Origin of the sequence: Enterococcus sp. DIV0806c, from assembly GCF_051710905.1 — a bacterium.
Lineage (GTDB): Bacteria > Bacillota > Bacilli > Lactobacillales > Enterococcaceae > Enterococcus_B > Enterococcus_B mundtii.
This window is the reverse complement of the sequence record NZ_JBIOLO010000001.1, coordinates 517,077-535,799: the sequence shown is the minus strand read 5'-3', so window position 1 is coordinate 535,799 and position 18,723 is coordinate 517,077. Positions and strand designations below refer to the sequence as shown.

The 18,723-nt window shown below is 39.3% G+C and carries 12 protein-coding genes, 1 tRNA gene and 3 rRNA genes; 7 read left to right on the top strand and 9 right to left on the bottom strand.

The annotated features are described in order from the left end of the window. The first annotated feature begins 126 nt into the window (after positions 1–126). From IGK77_RS02515 to IGK77_RS02500, 4 genes are all read left to right on the top strand, one after another. The gene (locus IGK77_RS02515; RefSeq protein WP_074802095.1) at positions 127–1,044 is read left to right on the top strand and encodes a PLP-dependent cysteine synthase family protein; all 918 of its coding nucleotides are present in this window, start codon (positions 127–129) and stop codon (positions 1,042–1,044) included. 48 nt (positions 1,045–1,092) lie between these two features. Continuing rightward, positions 1,093–2,241, top strand: coding sequence for a cystathionine gamma-synthase (locus IGK77_RS02510; protein ID WP_074802093.1), 1,149 nt, complete (start codon positions 1,093–1,095; stop codon positions 2,239–2,241). A gap of 152 nt (positions 2,242–2,393) precedes the next feature. After that, complete coding sequence (locus IGK77_RS02505) at positions 2,394–2,852, top strand: S-ribosylhomocysteine lyase (RefSeq protein WP_010736339.1); 459 nt, start codon at positions 2,394–2,396, stop codon at positions 2,850–2,852. A 298-nt stretch (positions 2,853–3,150) separates the two neighbouring features. Next, positions 3,151–3,621 (top strand): glutathione peroxidase, encoded by a 471-nt coding sequence (locus tag IGK77_RS02500; RefSeq protein ID WP_074802092.1) that lies wholly within the window; start codon positions 3,151–3,153, stop codon positions 3,619–3,621. 223 nt (positions 3,622–3,844) lie between these two features. Here the strand turns inward: IGK77_RS02500 and rrf are convergent. The 8 genes from rrf to IGK77_RS02460 all read right to left on the bottom strand — a co-directional run bounded on the left by rrf (position 3,845) and on the right by IGK77_RS02460 (position 13,456). Then, positions 3,845–3,960, bottom strand: a 5S ribosomal RNA gene (gene rrf, locus IGK77_RS02495). A gap of 91 nt (positions 3,961–4,051) precedes the next feature. Beyond that, positions 4,052–6,966, bottom strand: a 23S ribosomal RNA gene (locus IGK77_RS02490). A 181-nt stretch (positions 6,967–7,147) separates the two neighbouring features. Next, a tRNA-Ala gene (locus IGK77_RS02485) sits at positions 7,148–7,220 on the bottom strand. Between the two features lie 77 nt (positions 7,221–7,297). Next, positions 7,298–8,858: ribosomal RNA gene (locus IGK77_RS02480) — 16S ribosomal RNA — on the bottom strand. Together the 16S, 23S and 5S rRNA genes with 1 tRNA gene alongside form the textbook arrangement of a ribosomal RNA operon. An 844-nt stretch (positions 8,859–9,702) precedes the next feature. Further along, the gene (locus IGK77_RS02475; RefSeq protein WP_074800335.1) at positions 9,703–10,059 is read right to left on the bottom strand and encodes an ArsC/Spx/MgsR family protein; all 357 of its coding nucleotides are present in this window, start codon (positions 10,057–10,059) and stop codon (positions 9,703–9,705) included. Between the two features lie 17 nt (positions 10,060–10,076). After that, a complete protein-coding gene (spx, locus tag IGK77_RS02470; RefSeq protein WP_019724106.1) occupies positions 10,077–10,484 on the bottom strand; it encodes a transcriptional regulator Spx in 408 nt (135 codons plus the stop codon). A 248-nt stretch (positions 10,485–10,732) separates the two neighbouring features. Continuing rightward, a complete protein-coding gene (locus IGK77_RS02465) occupies positions 10,733–12,937 on the bottom strand; it encodes an ATP-dependent helicase (RefSeq protein WP_074800338.1) in 2,205 nt (734 codons plus the stop codon). Positions 12,938–13,240: 303 nt separating this feature from the next. After that, positions 13,241–13,456, bottom strand: coding sequence for a hypothetical protein (locus tag IGK77_RS02460; RefSeq protein WP_010736344.1), 216 nt, complete (start codon positions 13,454–13,456; stop codon positions 13,241–13,243). A gap of 574 nt (positions 13,457–14,030) precedes the next feature. On the opposite strand from IGK77_RS02460, the gene IGK77_RS02455 reads away from it, so the two are divergent. The 3 genes from IGK77_RS02455 (at position 14,031) to IGK77_RS02445 (ending at position 16,790) form a co-directional block, all read left to right on the top strand. After that, positions 14,031–14,633 (top strand): accessory gene regulator B family protein, encoded by a 603-nt coding sequence (locus IGK77_RS02455; protein ID WP_010736345.1) that lies wholly within the window; start codon positions 14,031–14,033, stop codon positions 14,631–14,633. A gap of 140 nt (positions 14,634–14,773) precedes the next feature. After that, positions 14,774–16,057, top strand: a complete 1,284-nt coding sequence (locus IGK77_RS02450; RefSeq protein ID WP_019723361.1) for a sensor histidine kinase — start codon at positions 14,774–14,776, stop codon at positions 16,055–16,057. A 4-nt stretch (positions 16,058–16,061) separates the two neighbouring features. After that, positions 16,062–16,790, top strand: coding sequence for a LytR/AlgR family response regulator transcription factor (locus IGK77_RS02445; protein ID WP_010736348.1), 729 nt, complete (start codon positions 16,062–16,064; stop codon positions 16,788–16,790). 100 nt (positions 16,791–16,890) lie between these two features. Here the strand turns inward: IGK77_RS02445 and IGK77_RS02440 are convergent, their stop codons facing one another. Next, positions 16,891–18,495 carry a zinc ABC transporter substrate-binding protein AdcA gene (locus IGK77_RS02440; RefSeq protein ID WP_074800341.1) on the bottom strand — a complete coding sequence of 535 codons (1,605 nt, stop codon included), beginning with the start codon at positions 18,493–18,495 and terminating at the stop codon, positions 16,891–16,893. Positions 18,496–18,723 lie beyond the last annotated feature (228 nt).

Sequence of the window (18,723 nt, the reverse complement as noted above, 5' to 3'; positions counted from 1 at the left end):
TTGAATGAAAGATCTCTTTCTGTAGTGAAAGTGTTTTCTTTCTTAGTCTTTTCAATTTATGATCTTACGAGGAGCTGATTAAATAGTCAGCTCCTTTTTATTTTACTTTTTTGGAGGTTTGGATTCGTGATCATTTCATCAATTACTGAAGCAATCGGGCATACACCCGTCTATAAATTTACTGCGAAAGATTTTCCTATGCCAAAAGATTCCGTGATCTATGCAAAACTGGAATACTTGAATCCAGGAGGTAGTATCAAAGACCGTTTAGGTTTGTATTTATTGACTTCCGGTTTTGAGAGCGGAAAAATCGATCAAGAAACAACGATCATTGAGCCAACCGCTGGTAACACAGGGATTGGTTTAGGTCTGGCAGCTTTGAAATTCAATTTAAAAACAATTTTTGTCGTACCAGAAAAATTTAGTATAGAAAAACAAAAAATCATGCAGGCCCTAGGCGCAAAAATCGTACACACTCCTACAGAAGAAGGAATCGTTGGTGCGATCGAAAAAAGTAAACAATTAGCTTCTGAGATCCCAAATAGTTATGTTCCCTTGCAGTTTGAAAACCCAGACAATCCAGCCACTTATTACCGAACATTGGGGCCTGAATTGTTTCAAGAATTGGAAGGGTCAATCAATAGTTTTGTTGCCGGTATTGGAAGTGGTGGTACGTTTGCTGGAACCGCAAAATTTCTAAAAGAACGTTTACCTGAACTTCGCTTGATTGGTGTTGAGCCAGAAGGATCGATTTTGAATGGTGGTCCTTCACATGGGCACGAAATTGAAGGCATCGGCGTTGAATTTGTCCCCCCTTTTCTTAGTGAGTTGACAATTGATCAATTTGAAACGATTTCTGATGCTGAAGGATTTGCTTATACCCGCCAACTAGCAAAAGAACACGGATTATTAGTAGGCAGCTCGAGCGGAGCCGCTTTTGCCGCAGCTTTAAAAGAAGCGCAACGTTTACCGAACGGACAGTCTATCCTGACCATATTTCCAGATACGTCCGATCGTTACTTATCAAAAAATATTTATCTGTAAGCAACAGACGAAACGATAAACTCAATGAAGAAATTGGAGGAAATAATTATGCATATTCAAACAAAATTGATCCATGGTGGTATTAGTGAAGATCCGACAACAGGTGCAGTTAGCGTACCGATCTATCAAACATCGACTTACCGCCAAAATGCAGTTGGACAACCGAAAGAATACGAATATTCACGTTCAGGTAATCCAACACGTTTTGCTTTAGAAGAATTGATTGCAGACTTAGAAGGTGGCGTTCGTGCCTTTGCCTTTGCCTCAGGTCTCGCAGGAATCCATGCCGTCTTTTCCTTATTCCAATCTGGGGATCACATTCTCTTAGGCGATGATGTCTATGGAGGGACTTTCCGTTTATTTGATAATGTTCTTACAAAAAATGGCTTAGAGTATACGATCGTCGACACAAGTAATCTTGCACAGATTGAAGAAGCAATTCAAGACAATACAAAAGCTTTGTATCTAGAAACACCAAGTAACCCTCTACTTAAAATCACCGATTTGAAAGCAGGGGCAGCCATTGCAAAAAATCATAACTTGTTAACAATCGTGGATAACACATTTGCTACACCATACTTTCAAAAGCCTTTAGAATTAGGCGCTGATATTGTTTTACACAGTGGTACAAAATATCTAGGCGGTCATAGTGATGTCGTTGCTGGATTAGTTACGACAAACAACCAAGAGTTGGCGGATCAAATCGGTTACTATCAAAATGCCATCGGTAGCGTATTAGGTCCACAAGATAGTTGGTTGATGCAACGTGGGATCAAGACTCTTAGTGTGCGCATGGAAGAACATCAAAAAAATGCCTATGCTGTAGCTGAATTATTAGTGAACCATCCTGAAGTTGAAGCAGTCTATTATCCTGGTCTAACAACTCATAATAATCATGAAATTGCGAAACAACAGATGTCCGGCTATAGCGGAATGGTTTCCTTTACCTTGAAAAACGACGCAGATGCAATTCCTTTTGTAGAAGCTTTGCAACTATTTATCCTCGCTGAAAGCTTGGGTGGTGTCGAAAGTTTAGTGGAAATTCCTTCTGTGATGACTCATGCCTCTGTACCTAAAGAAAAACGCGAAAAAGCTGGAATCAAAGACGGATTGATTCGTTTATCAGTAGGAATCGAGTACGCCCAAGATCTTTTAGATGATTTGAACCAAGCCTTTACTCAATTGGAAAATCACTGATCCATTTTATCTATAAAGAATTGAAAAAAATCAGTCAGTTTTCTACACCTGACCTGCAATAAGTGTTAGAATTTAGATAAATCGACCCAATCTTTTTAGAGGATTTTCATTCCTCCTAAAAAGAATCATCAGATAGTTAGGAGTAATTCAATATGAAAATGAATGTCGAAAGTTTTAATTTAGACCACCGTAAAGTAAAAGCCCCTTATGTTCGTGTAGCTGATCGTAAAAAAGGAGAACATGGCGATTTGATCATCAAATATGATGTCCGTTTCAAACAGCCAAACAAAGAACACATGGATATGGCAGGTTTGCATTCTTTAGAACATTTAACTGCCGAAAACATCCGCAATCATGCAGATTATATTGTAGACTGGTCACCAATGGGATGCCAAACAGGCTTCTATCTTACTGTCATCAACCATGAGAATTATGATGATATTTTAGATGTTTTAGAAAAAACGATGGAAGATGTGCTACAAGCGACAGAAGTTCCAGCAAGTAACGAAATCCAATGTGGCTGGGCTGCAAACCATACGTTAGAAGGCGCACAAGCTTTAGCGCGTGAATTTTTAGCAAAACGAGATGAATGGTCAGACGTCGGAGTATAAGCAGACCATACATTTATTTAAGCATAATAGAGATTGAGGAAAGTGACCTCCATCTCATAGTCATAAGCCGTAAAAGACAAAAGAACATGCCAAATCTTTGTCTTTTATGGCTTGTTTTGGTAAGTTATGAGAAAGACAATTTGGCGTGAACATTAAGAGAAAACTCAAATAATATCTCTTAATTTTCCATTTTGGCTGATGTTCGAAGGCGTTGACTTTCGCTCATTATGTATTTCAGTTTAGGGGACAACATCAGCAAGCCCTTTATTATACATCAACAAATAGGAGGAAAAAACGAATGGATATCTATGATTTTAACGTCACATTAGAAAATGGGACAACTTACTCATTGGACAAATACAAGGGCCACCCTATGATCATCGTTAATACTGCAACAAAATGTGGTTTGGCGCCACAATTTGAACAGTTGGAAGAGCTTTACCAGACGTATCAGGAAAAAGGGTTAGTAGTATTGGGTTTCCCATCGAATCAATTCAAGCAAGAAGTAGCTTCTGCAAATGATGCTGCGGAAGCCTGCCGAACAACGTATGGTGTTACGTTTCCCATGCACCAACTAACGGTGATCAATGGCGGGGATGCTGATCCTCTATTTGATTATTTAAAAGAACAAGCACCAGGTACTTTGACATCTGCAATCAAATGGAATTTTACAAAATTCCTTATTGATAAAGACGGTCAAGTAATTGAACGTTTTGCGCCAAAAACTTCACCATTAAAAATGAAAGAAGCAATCGAAGCCATTCTTTAGTCAAGATGCAATAATTGGACAATCAACATTTTAGATTATTGGTCAAATGAAATTCACTTCTATTTAGAGAAAAAGCTTAGATCGACTTTAGAAAAGTACATGACCTTGAAAAAATTTTTTTCAAGATCATGTATTTTTTTGTCTAGAATACTGATAATAATTTTTACTATTTCAAAAAAGCAAACAAAAAAACAGCTGAACTTTCGTTCAACTGTTTTCATTTGCGTGGCGGCGTCCTACTCTCACAAGGGGCAACCCCTCACTACAATCGGCGCTAAGAAGCTTAACTTCTGTGTTCGGCATGGTTACAGGTGTATCCTTCTCGCCATCGCCACCACACTTGGTGTTATCTATATTTGAGTAAATCTTGTTCACTCAAAACTGGATTTGAAGTATCAGTAAGAAACTCTCCGAGTTTTTTCATTTTATTTTGGTTAAGTCCTCGATCGATTAGTATCAGTCCGCTCCATACATCACTGTACTTCCACTCCTGACCTATCTACCTGATCATCTCTCAGGGATCTTACTTTCTTAAAGAAATGGGAAATCTCATCTTGAGGTGGGCTTCACACTTAGATGCTTTCAGCGTTTATCCCTTCCCTACATAGCTACCCAGCAATGCCCTTGGCAGAACAACTGGTACACCAGCGGTAAGTCCATCCCGGTCCTCTCGTACTAAGGACAGCTCCTCTCAAATTTCCAACGCCCGCGACGGATAGGGACCGAACTGTCTCACGACGTTCTGAACCCAGCTCGCGTGCCGCTTTAATGGGCGAACAGCCCAACCCTTGGGACCGACTACAGCCCCAGGATGCGACGAGCCGACATCGAGGTGCCAAACCTCCCCGTCGATGTGGACTCTTGGGGGAGATAAGCCTGTTATCCCCAGGGTAGCTTTTATCCGTTGAGCGATGGCCCTTCCATGCGGAACCACCGGATCACTAAGCCCGACTTTCGTCCCTGCTCGACTTGTAGGTCTCGCAGTCAAGCTCCCTTCTGCCTTTACACTCTTCGAATGATTTCCAACCATTCTGAGGGAACCTTTGGGCGCCTCCGTTACTCTTTAGGAGGCGACCGCCCCAGTCAAACTGCCCATCTGACACTGTCTCCCACCACGATAAGTGGTGCGGGTTAGAGTGGCCATAACGCAGGGGTAGTATCCCACCAGCGCCTCCATCGAAACTAGCGTTCCGATTTCTACGGCTCCTACCTATCCTGTACATGCGGTACAGACACTCAATATCAAACTACAGTAAAGCTCCATGGGGTCTTTCCGTCCTGTCGCGGGTAACCTGCATCTTCACAGGTACTAAAATTTCACCGAGTCTCTCGTTGAGACAGTGCCCAAATCGTTACGCCTTTCGTGCGGGTCGGAACTTACCCGACAAGGAATTTCGCTACCTTAGGACCGTTATAGTTACGGCCGCCGTTTACTGGGGCTTCAATTCGTACCTTCGCTTACGCTAAGCACTCCTCTTAACCTTCCAGCACCGGGCAGGCGTCAGCCCCTATACTTCATCTTACGATTTTGCAGAGACCTGTGTTTTTGATAAACAGTCGCTTGGGCCTATTCACTGCGGCTGATCTGACGATCAGCACCCCTTCTCCCGAAGTTACGGGGTCATTTTGCCGAGTTCCTTAACGAGAGTTCTCTCGCTCACCTTAGGATTCTCTCCTCGACTACCTGTGTCGGTTTGCGGTACGGGTCGTTGTTTTCTCACTAGAAGCTTTTCTCGGCAGTGTGACGTCAGGAACTTCGGTACTATTATTTCCCTCCCCATCACAGCTTGTCCTTAAAGTTAGAAGCATTTGACTCCTATCAAGACTTACTGCTTGGACAGACATTTCCGATCGTCTGCATTCCTTAGCCTCCTGCGTCCCTCCATTGCTCAAACAAAAACAACGAGTACAGGAATATCAACCTGTTGTCCATCGCCTACGCCTGTCGGCCTCGGCTTAGGTCCCGACTAACCCTGGGCGGACGAGCCTTCCCCAGGAAACCTTAGTCATTCGGTGGACAGGATTCTCACCTGTCTTTCGCTACTCATACCGGCATTCTCACTTCTAAGCGCTTCAGCAGTCCTCACGATCTACCTTCAACGCCCTTAGAACGCTCTCCTACCAATACACCTAAAGGTGTACTCCACAGCTTCGGTAATATGTTTAGCCCCGGTACATTTTCGGCGCAGGGTCACTCGACTAGTGAGCTATTACGCACTCTTTAAATGGTGGCTGCTTCTAAGCCAACATCCTAGTTGTCTGTGCAACCCCACATCCTTTTCCACTTAACATATATTTTGGGACCTTAGCTGGTGGTCTGGGCTGTTTCCCTTTCGACTATGGATCTTATCACTCACAGTCTGACTCCCGGATATGAATGAATGGCATTCGGAGTTTATCTGAATTCGGTAACCCGAGATGGGCCCCTAGTCCAAACAGTGCTCTACCTCCATCATTCTCAATTCCGAGGCTAGCCCTAAAGCTATTTCGGAGAGAACCAGCTATCTCCAAGTTCGTTTGGAATTTCTCCGCTACCCACACCTCATCCCCGCACTTTTCAACGTACGTGGGTTCGGTCCTCCAGTGCGTTTTACCGCACCTTCAACCTGGACATGGGTAGATCACATGGTTTCGGGTCTACGACTACATACTCAAACGCCCTATTCAGACTCGCTTTCGCTGCGGCTCCGTCTCTTCAACTTAACCTCGCATGCAATCGTAACTCGCCGGTTCATTCTACAAAAGGCACGCCATCACCCATTAACGGGCTTTGACTTGTTGTAGGCACACGGTTTCAGGTTCTATTTCACTCCCCTTCCGGGGTGCTTTTCACCTTTCCCTCACGGTACTGGTTCACTATCGGTCACTAGGGAGTATTTAGCCTTGGGAGATGGTCCTCCCGGATTCCGACGGAATTCCTCGTGTTCCGCCGTACTCAGGATCCTCCTAGGTGCCTTCCAAATTTCATCTACGGGGCTTTCACCCTCTTTGACTGACTTTTCCAAGTCATTCGACTATCTGAAAGAACTACCATATTGGAGTCCTACAACCCCAATGAGCAAGCTCATTGGTTTGGGCTTTTCCCGTTTCGCTCGCCGCTACTCAGGGAATCGAATTTTCTTTCTCTTCCTGCAGGTACTTAGATGTTTCAGTTCTCTGCGTCTACCTCGTATACGCTATGTATTCACGTATACGTAACATCCTATAAAAGATGCTGGGTTCCCCCATTCGGAAATCTCTGGATCATAGCTTACGTACAGCTCCCCAAAGCATATCGGTGTTAGTCCCGTCCTTCATCGGCTCCTAGTGCCAAGGCATCCACCGTGCGCCCTTATTCACTTAACCTTATCAACCTTGCGGTTGGGTTTTGATCTTTCTTCTAGCGATAGAAGTCCAATCAAGAAAAATAAGCAATTGAACTTATTAAAAAACTCATTCAACGCGGTGTTCTCGGTTTGTATTACTTACATTTTTACTTCAATATCCAGTTTTCAATGAACAAGTATATAACAACATACGTTGTTAATGGAGCCTAGCGGGATCGAACCGCTGACCTCCTGCGTGCAAAGCAGGCGCTCTCCCAGCTGAGCTAAGGCCCCGGGTTACATTTTGAGTAGACCTCTCAAAACTGAACAAAGTATCGACAAACGTGTGTAGTCTCCGTAATATTCCTTAGAAAGGAGGTGATCCAGCCGCACCTTCCGATACGGCTACCTTGTTACGACTTCACCCCAATCATCTATCCCACCTTAGGCGGCTGGCTCCAAAAAGGTTACCTCACCGACTTCGGGTGTTACAAACTCTCGTGGTGTGACGGGCGGTGTGTACAAGGCCCGGGAACGTATTCACCGCGGCGTGCTGATCCGCGATTACTAGCGATTCCGGCTTCATGTAGGCGAGTTGCAGCCTACAATCCGAACTGAGAGAAGCTTTAAGAGATTAGCTTAGCCTCGCGACTTCGCGACTCGTTGTACTTCCCATTGTAGCACGTGTGTAGCCCAGGTCATAAGGGGCATGATGATTTGACGTCATCCCCACCTTCCTCCGGTTTGTCACCGGCAGTCTTGCTAGAGTGCCCAACTAAATGATGGCAACTAACAATAAGGGTTGCGCTCGTTGCGGGACTTAACCCAACATCTCACGACACGAGCTGACGACAACCATGCACCACCTGTCACTTTGCCCCCGAAGGGGAAGCTCTATCTCTAGAGTGGTCAAAGGATGTCAAGACCTGGTAAGGTTCTTCGCGTTGCTTCGAATTAAACCACATGCTCCACCGCTTGTGCGGGCCCCCGTCAATTCCTTTGAGTTTCAACCTTGCGGTCGTACTCCCCAGGCGGAGTGCTTAATGCGTTAGCTGCAGCACTGAAGGGCGGAAACCCTCCAACACTTAGCACTCATCGTTTACGGCGTGGACTACCAGGGTATCTAATCCTGTTTGCTCCCCACGCTTTCGAGCCTCAGCGTCAGTTACAGACCAGAGAGCCGCCTTCGCCACTGGTGTTCCTCCATATATCTACGCATTTCACCGCTACACATGGAATTCCACTCTCCTCTTCTGCACTCAAGTCTCCCAGTTTCCAATGACCCTCCCCGGTTGAGCCGGGGGCTTTCACATCAGACTTAAGAAACCGCCTGCGCTCGCTTTACGCCCAATAAATCCGGACAACGCTTGCCACCTACGTATTACCGCGGCTGCTGGCACGTAGTTAGCCGTGGCTTTCTGGTTAGATACCGTCAAGGGGTGAACAGTTACTCTCACCCTTGTTCTTCTCTAACAACAGAGTTTTACGATCCGAAAACCTTCTTCACTCACGCGGCGTTGCTCGGTCAGACTTTCGTCCATTGCCGAAGATTCCCTACTGCTGCCTCCCGTAGGAGTTTGGGCCGTGTCTCAGTCCCAATGTGGCCGATCACCCTCTCAGGTCGGCTATGCATCGTGGCCTTGGTGAGCCGTTACCTCACCAACTAGCTAATGCACCGCGGGTCCATCCATCAGCGGCACCGTAAAGCGCCTTTCAAAACGAAACCATGCGGTTTCGATTGTTATACGGTATTAGCACCTGTTTCCAAGTGTTATCCCCTTCTGATGGGCAGGTTACCCACGTGTTACTCACCCGTTCGCCACTCCTCTTTTCCCGGTGGAGCAAGCTCCGGTGGGAAAAGAAGCGTTCGACTTGCATGTATTAGGCACGCCGCCAGCGTTCGTCCTGAGCCAGGATCAAACTCTCATAATATGCTAGTTCCTCACAGCGAAAGCTGATGTGGAACTGTAGTTCGAAATTTACTTTCGAACATCATAATAGTTCATTTGTTAAGCTCAATTGTTTGCTAGCATATTGCTTGCTTGTTAAAAATGTTTGTTGTCTTGAATTGAATCAAGACGCCCTACACATTTGGTTTGTCTTACTTTGTTCAGTTTTCAAAGGTCTACGTGATAAATGAAACACAACTGTCTCAACTTATCGTTTGTGATTGCCGTAGCAACTTTTATATCTTAGCAAACTCTCAAATGATTGTCAACTATTTTTTAAAAGTTTTTCGAACTCGTTTTTCACGAGGTCGTTTTAGCAACTCACTTATAATAACTGATTGTTTGTTATTTGTCAACAACTTTTTTTGCCTCTTCTTTTGTAGAGTCAGCATTCCTTGATGAACTTCTCAAACAACACTAGTTATATTAACATGTGTTTTTCTATTCGTCAAGCATTATTTAAAGTTTTATTTACACTCTTAAAATCAGTAATAAACAAAAAACAACAAAAAAAAATATACCATTTATTCTATTTAGTTGTCAATCACTATTTCTTATAAATCTATCTGGTATACTTTCAATTCTGATCCTCTCTATAGTAGAAATACGAAAAAGTTGAAATGTTTTATTTTGGAATATACGATTTGCCTCTTACACTTTTTGCTAGTTTTCACTAGTTTCTTTACGAAAAATATGCATCGCGCCTTTGGTAATAAGCCAAAAAACCAGAGTACAGGTAAGTGAGATTTTGATTCTTTGGCTTGTTACTAAGGAAAAACCGATGATCCCAATTGCCTTTTTCAGTATGTAACACAATTGGATACAGTCTATTCATGTAAAATCAATTGCTCCATCAATCGTTGATCGTAGCCAACAAACAGCGCATCATCGATGATGATCAAAGGACGTCTTAAAAGATGACGTTGCGTTTTGCACAAAAATAGAAGTTGATCTTCCTGATTTTTTGGAAGCCCAGCTTTAATTTTTTTGAATTCAAATGACCATGTAGTAAATAACTGTTCAATATCTGCATTTTCAAAACTACATAACTCTTTGACTTCTTTATTACTTAAAGCTCTACTTTCTAGATCAACAAATTGATAAGACAAGTTCTTTTTCTCTAACCATTGGATTGCTTTAACCGTTATTGTGCAATTCGTTGAACTATAGATTTTGATATTCACAACGTCTCCTCCTATTCTTACGAATACAAGACACTATGTTTCATATAAATCAAGTTTCTTGCGACACCTCGTATTTCTCTAGGAATGAATGCTCGTATTTCATCTTCATTGAATCCAATCAATACTCTTTTTTCATCAAGTAAGATTGGACGTCTAAGTAAAGATGGGTATTCTTTGAACAAGCGGATCATTTCTTTTAATGATAAATCATTAAAATCGATTCCTAATTTCTCATAAACTTTTGAACGAGTAGAAATAATATCTTCGACTCCGCCTTCGGTTGCAGCCAATATTTGTCGTATCTCATTTTCTGATAGGGGTTCTGCAAAGATATTCTTTTCTTCAAAATCAAGGTGATTCGTTTGTAACCATGCTTTGGCCTTTCTGCAAGATGTACAGCTAGGCGAAGTGTATAGTTTTATCATTTTCTCACCCCTTTTTAATTGTAATCCCATTCTAAACGTAATATCAAAATAATGCCAGTCATACGCTATCCTTAAAATAAATAAATTTTGTTTTTGTTCATAATATTGTTATTTAAACAGTCAATTAAAGGTTATATTCTTTTTATAAACAGAGGTTATTTAAAAATGGCATAAATAATAAAAGTTATTTATTTATTTGAATAAAAAAGCAAATCGAGTGTATTTTTACTCGCTTTGCTTTTCGTAATTTATTTGATTTTTTTAACTTTACAACCTGTTTCTTTAATAAAACGTGAAGGTTTTAATTTTCTTTTCCCTTTAAACTCAGGTACACATAAATAAAGACGATTCCTTGCCCTAGTCATTGCGACATAAAAAAGACGTCTCTCTTCCTCAATCGTCGTTAATGGTTCGATTTTCAACTCACTTTTCAATCTTTTATCTTTTGCTACCGCACCATTGTAAGGAATCATCCCTTCATTACAACCGATTAAAAAGACGTTACGATAACTTAGTCCTTTGCTTTTGTGAATACTCTGGATACATAATGCATCTAGTTTTCCCTTACGATAAGCAATCAACCTTGTTTTTAGTTCTGCTGCAATTCCTTGGATCTCAAGATACAATTTTTTCAATTGTGGAATCGTTGGATATTGTCTGACAGTCTCCAACAACCATTCTTTGTCACCTTGCTCGATTTCTTTATTCGGTCTTGGCAACCGACAATAGGCCTCAATCAGTGAAACACATGAACGTTTTGTTGGTTGGGCAAATGATTCTAGCGCGCTTACAAATGTCTTTAGTTCTTTTTCTCTAGCCTCTAAATTAGGTCGCCGTTTTAAAATATAAGCAACAATATCTTGGTCACTAGTTTTATTAGAGAAAAATTGGTCGCATTCATTTGTTTTCAAGTAACAATTAATCATCAGCTGTCGCAATAATTGTTGATACGCCTGTGTTTTTATCGGCGTTGCTGCATCGTACCAATTAATAAGCTTTTGATAAAATTGTTGGAAAAGCTTAATGCCATAAATCCCCGCATATTGGGTATCTGCTTCTAATACAAATGGAATATCTGTTTGGATCAACCGTTGCACTAAAGCTTGCGTTTGTGATAATGAGCGATACAAAATGATCGATTCTTTATACTTTCCTTTGTCTTGTATAAAGGCATAGACTTGCTGAATCAACCAGTCACTTTCCTCTTGTACCGTTTTAAATGATAATGCCTGTAATACGCCTGGTTCCTTTTGTGCTGGAACCATCGCTTTAGGTATGCGATCCTCTTTATTGTATGTGATCAATCGATTAGCTCCTTGAACGATCGACGCTCGTGAACGATAATTGGTCAATAGAAAGAGTGTTTTTGTTGGATATTCTTTTTCAAACTGTTTGAGATAATCAGGTTCAGATCCTCTAAAGCCATAGATACTTTGATCATCATCTCCAACGATGATCAACTTGATCGACGAGTCTTTCGTAATCAACTGAACGATTGCCCATTGCAAAGGATTCGTGTCTTGAAACTCGTCGATAAACAAGTAATCGTATTTTTGACCTACATATCTTCTGACATCTACATTAGAGAGGACATTTTTCAAATTTTGTAGAACATCATTGAATTCAAAAAGTCGTTGCTTTTGTTTTTCTTCATATAGTTCAGTCATTAATTGATCCATACGCTCAGAGATGGGTTGACGCGGGTCTTTTTCAATGGAATCAAATCTCTTTTTGATCAATTGGATGATCTCCTGTTGGGAGAGATTCATATTTTGCCAATAATCCAATCGGTTAGCAATCGTTTTCTCCCCATACTGATCGAAAGAATATAGTTGATATTTTTTTATTAGTTTCTGCAGTAAAAGATTTACTTTATATGGTGTATCTTTAGAAAACTCACCTTGAATCCCTTCGGCAGAAAGATCCGGAAACTGCCGTTTGATATCACTGTACAGACGATAAAAAATACTATGAAAAGTTCCGATCGTTACATTCGTTTTTCTTTGACTAAAATTATCCACCCGTTTTTTCAATTCATTGGCAGCATTTCGAGTAAAGGTAATCATTAAGATCCTTTGCTCTTCTACTTGTTCTTCATTCATCAGATATACAGCTTTCGCACATATCGTTTGTGTTTTTCCACTTCCTGCACCTGCAATGATCCGTAAGTGTTTGCTCATATCATAAGTGATTGCTGCTTTTTGTTCATTATTGAATCGATTATAAGAACGCTTCTCAATATGTTCAAAAAATGATTCATTTGGCTGTTCTTCCTCATGTTGTTCTTCTACCAACCCTGGTGCTTCCCCATATGCAGCTTCATAACTAGCAATTATTTCTTCTTGCATTCGAAAAATTTGTTGGAGCTTTTTATATTTTCTTTCCCAATGGCTGATTTCTCTTTGCAATCGAAGAATTTCTTTCTCATTTTCTTGATTGATCATCTTCCCCATCTTTCTTTTATTTATTTTCTACTCCATTTATTTTCTTTATACTACCAGACCTTTACAAAAAATAAAATGGGGCTTCACCCTTTTACGATCGTGGTCTTAGAAAGAAACAAAAGAAACTCTACTATCAACTGATGTATTTGATGAGTTCCTAAAACTACATGAGAACCCCAAAAAAGCAAAATCCACTTTTCCTTTACCTTTCAAAGTAAAAATAGCCAGTCAAATCCAAAAATGATTTTCCATCATTCAAGATTTGACTGGCTATTTATCAAAATACTATTTTTCATTCATGAACAGTTACTATTAGTAGCTGTACTCTTTCACTGCACTTGACTTACGAACGACTAATTGCCAGTGTAAATTGTGTGCAGTTTCATTGTCTTCATCTGCGCAATTGAGAACACGAACCATCAAACTATTCTCATAGATTTTTTCAATTTCTGCTTCAATTGGAGAACAAAATAAATCTGATACAAATGCGTACGTTTTACCGACTTCAAATAGATTTTCATTTTCCATGCTATTTCCTCCATTATGTTGTACATACAGCACAACTTCTTTTGATAAAAATTTCGAATCTGTTACCTTTATTGACAAACCCACCTTCTTAAAGGCTTGCATGTTAACATAGAAACTACCTTGTTGTTGATATCAGAAGGCAACAACAAAAGGGGAAGGGAGTTGCTGCCTTCTATTAAGAAGTTGGTAAAACAAAAATATAAGAACGTGTCACTTACATTCATCTTCGCAACCTCTACTAATTTTTAACATAAATTTTTAAACATAACACAGAAATATCATAAAAAGTTCTTTTGGCATCAAAACTGTTAATTAATCTCACTCTTTTTTGGCATAATCGTATGTTTAGTTGAAAATTTAAAGATGATTTGATAGTTTTACAGGAATTTTTTAATTATTTAGAGATAAACATGTCTTTTATTTTTTACATAAGAAAAAGTTTTCACTCTTATATAACAAATATGTTACAAAATTCACTTAGTTAACGATTTTGATGTCAAAACGTCCTTTTATGAATCGAAAAACTTTTTTTGTGTCTTTTCGCTTATTATAGTATTCGGAGGTACGTATAGAGATGAAAAATAAAGTGGTAAATCGAATATTGGCAATATTATTCAACGGAAAACAAGATGAAGAAGATATGACTTACATCCAAGTCAAGTTTGCTTTGGAAGTTTTACTGAACAATCTTGGAAAACTTGCTGTCGTTTTTGTATTTTCTTTATTGACAGGCACGTGGGCGGAAACAGGAATGACTTTCCTTTCATATATCTGTATTCGCAGATATGCTTACGGTCTCCATTCCGATTCTGAATTTGTTTGCTTACTTTGGACTTTGCTTTATTTGTGGGGGGTTCCCTTAGTAATGAAACATTATCAATTGACTTTCTCTTTCCCTATGATGGTCCTTTTGTTAATTGTTTGTTTTTTCCTTTTGCTTCGCTATGGATCAAGAGGCACAGCCCTTAACCCGATTGCACCAGAGAAACGCCCACCCCTACTAAAAAAAGCAATTTTCATGTATCTTTTATTTGCAGTACTCACATTATTTTTCTCTGCTTCTTACTTTTCTACCTATTTACTACTTGGGATTATTTTAGAAATAGCTACGTTGCTTCCAGTTACAAATTACATGATGAATATTGGAGGAATTTTTTATGAAAAAAACAATCGTTAAACAATTAACTAACCTTTCTGATTTCTTTGTATCTGGCTGCTGCTTCGGTATGAGCTCAGAATTTAAAATACCTGAAAAATTAAAAAAATAATATTATAAATATGCTATAATTTGGGAAAACGCAATGGGAGCTGTGCTTTATGTTTTTGTGGTCCATAGCCTTGCAATATCTGATTTACACAAGTTCTATCTTAATCATCAATTCCCAAATTAAAAATAAATACCTATTTTCTACGTTTAGTCTCTTGGCAGCAGCCCTGTTGGGAATACTTTACCCGATTTTAGGTATTTTTTCTGCACTTGTCGCAATTGCCATGTTGAGTCTACTTTTCTTTTTCTTTTCATCCTCGCGCCAACATATGATCTACGCATTACCTTTGGGATTATTAGCTTCCATTTTAGGCGATCATTTGACGAGCGTTGCGGATTTTTTAGTATTGGAATCTGCTGTCATTGAACCTGGAGATGCATTACAATATTTCCATATAACTGTATCAGCGATTTTATCTTTATTATTTGCGTATGGATTCAAAAAGTTTTTAGATAATTGGTCCGCTAGTGTTGACCGTCGAATGATTGGTACAATCGGTTCATTGGTTTTACTTACCTACTATATCATTATTTTTTATACACGATTTTCTGGTGAAACGCCAAAAGTACTAGCATTAAATACGAGCTTTTTTATCCTTTATCTGTGTGTCGGCCTAATTATCTTGATTTACTATTGGAAAATATCAAATAAAAAGATGGCAGATCAATTATTGGAACAACGCATCCAATTACAGCAAGATTACATTAGAGATCTAGAAAAAAATTATCAAGAGCTTAGAGAATTTAAACACGATTATCAAAATCTGTTGTTTTCTTTGAATAGTTATATTTCTGAAGGCGATCTTGAGGGCTTACAAAAATATTACAACCAAACGATTTTACCTACACGTGAAATGATGAATCTCTTCCCAGCAAACCTTAGCTTACTAGACAAAATGAAGGTACCTGAAATAAGAAGTCTATTCTCTTTAAAATTAATGATGGCACAAGAAAAAGGTATCTCTGTCCAATTGACCGTTCCAGATGAAATCGTCATTGGTAAAAAATATACGATCAATTTGGTAAGAATGCTTGGTATTATTCTTGATAATGCAATCGAAGGTGCAACAGTAACCAAAAAGAAAAAAATCGAAGTGCTGATCATCAAGAAAAAACAGTCGTTGATGATACGTGTCATCAACACTACTACGAATACGTTTCCATTGAGTAAGTTAAAACAAAAAGGCTTCTCGACGAAAACAAATCCCAAAAATGAAGGATTAGGTTTATTTATTCTTGATGAGTTAACAAAAACGAATCCTTATCTTTTTCTTGAAACATCGATTGAGAATCAGCGATTTTCACAAACAATCCATATACAATTAAAGGAGTAATTTTATGATTCCCATTTACATTTGTGAAGACGATCCAAAACAACTGGAAGTCATCTCTACAGTAATCAAGAATCGGATCATGATTGAAAATTTGGATAGTTATGTCCATATTGCAACTTCTGATCCTATTGAACTCCTCAATGCAGCAAGGATACGTACGTCTTCTTTTGGTATTTATTTTTTGGATATCGAACTGAAAGACAGTGAATTAGATGGCATTGCCATTGGAAAACGAGTACGTGACTTGGATTCGCTTGGAAAAATCATTTATGTGACTTCACACACCGATCTTTCCATGACGATTTTGAAAAGCAACATTGAGCCGACTGATTATATCATCAAAGAAGATATTTTTGATCTTAAAGAAAATGTTGAACGTATCTTAAGTAAAATATTCGAAGATTTCCAAACTGCGCCATTACAAAAGGATATTTTTAGAATTGAATTCAATGATGAAATCAAATTTTTACCTATTCGAGATATCCAATACTTTTCTACTGCTCAAGGTACTCCTCATAAACTTGAGGTCCATTTGACACATGCCCAGATGCAGTTTTACGAAAAGATAAAAGATATCGAAAAGAAAAGCCAACACTTTATCCGCTGTCACAAATCTTATGTCATCAATACCCAAAATGTCCAAACAATCAATAAGAAAACACGAGAAGTGACTCTATCCAATGGGGAAGTGATCCCTGTTTCGATTCGTGGGCTAAAGAAGTTGATTTCTTGAAAGACAATAAAATAAATAAATTCTTTTTAATAAAGAAACGAAGAATGAATGAAAAAGTCGTAAAACCTCTTTTCCATTCATTCTTCGTTTTTAGTATCGTTTAATGCGCGATCATTTCTTGTGCGATTTCTTTTCCAGTCATTTCTTCAGGATAGAAAGTTGGCCAATTGTCCATTTCTTCTAGTAAAGCTTCTTGGCTATCATTTCCTAAATAGATATGGAAATGGTCCGATTTGGTAGGCGCAATCGAGTGGTCACTAAATTGTACATACTTGAATGCACCAGAATCAGGATCTTCTGCTTCGAATAAGAAACGGACACCGCGATTACCTGCTGAATAGTTCAAGATTTCTTTACCAGCATAACGGTATTTCGATTCTTTAACTTCGCCGTCCTTGAAAGTAAAGATCATCATATTATCTTTGATCTCAATTTTTTCGACATCTGTTTTGTAGCCTATTTCATAATATTCACGATATTCTTCAGCTGTCATATCTGGATTTGTTTTGGCTTTATATTCAAATACTTGATCGAATGTTCCATCTGTCATATACGTATCGACAGTTTGCCAGATACCATACCAATCCGACAATGGACGGTCTTGGACTTCTGAATCTTCAAAATAACCATTATAAACTGTTTTTTCTTTTTCAGGTTTCAGTGTTTCTTCTAATGGATTTTCAGTATCCGTTGTTTTTTGGAGCGCTTTTAAGTTTGCTTCCATGATTGAAATGTACGTTTCGCCGTTATCCATTTGTTCTTTTGTCAATCCCTCTAAAGGATTCAATACTGCTAGTGATACCCCAGCTTCAGTGGCTAACGTACGAGCAATACTATCTTTGGCATTTTCTTCAAAATAGATATATTCAATCCCATGGTCTTCCACAAATTCTTTTAACTCGGCAATTCTTGCAGCAGATGGTTCTTCACTTGAAGATAGACCGGCAATTGGTACTTGATTAAGACCGTATTCTAGAGCTAAATAATTGAACGCAGCGTGTTGGGTCACAAATGATTTTTGTTTTGCTTGACCTAAGGTTTCTTTAAAAGTGTTGTGTAGCGTTTCTAATTCTTCTAAATAAGAGGCAGCATTTTCAGTGAATGCTTCTTCTTTTTCAGGATATGCCTCAATCAATTGGTCACGAATCGTTTCTACTTGCTTCATCGCTAGATTAGGAGCTAACCAAACATGTGGATCTAATTCATGAGAATGACCGTGGTCTCCGTGATCGTGATCATGGTCGTGGTCATCCGCATGATCATCGTGATCATGGTCTTCATGATCGTGGTCTTCATCATCATGATCGTGGTGATGGCAATGCCCATCCCCAGGCAATAACAACATTCCTTCGGTTGCTTTGATTGGAAGTACATCGCCCTCTTTTAAAGTATGTTCAATTGCTGGAACCCAAGTTTCCATATTTTCATCATTATAAACAAAAACATCAGCATTTTGGATTTTTGCCATATCTCTTGCAGAAGGTTCATAGTCATGTGAATCTGTTCCAGCTGGAATCAATAATTCAACATTTCCCTCCTCACCAACTACTTGCTTCGTAAATTCGTACATTGGATAAAATGTCGTCATTACATTCAAGTTTTCATCATTTTGTGCATTTGTATTTGTTGCAGTATCTCCTGTGCCACAACTTGCAAGGACCCCTGTCAACAGTAATCCTCCTACCACCTTGATCCAACGTTTCATTTTATTCGCTCCTTCTCATCTTCTTTCTCTATTTGATTACGATTAATAAACGCAAATCGTAATAGTTACGTTTTAGCAACAGGAATTAATTTAGCATAGAATCAAACCAACCGTCAAGCATTATTACTAAATTTATTTTATTATCGAAATTCGATTGATTTTTCAACTGTATCATTTTCTTTTTATACCCGTTTCAGATTATAATAACTTGGAGTAGGACAAGCTTGT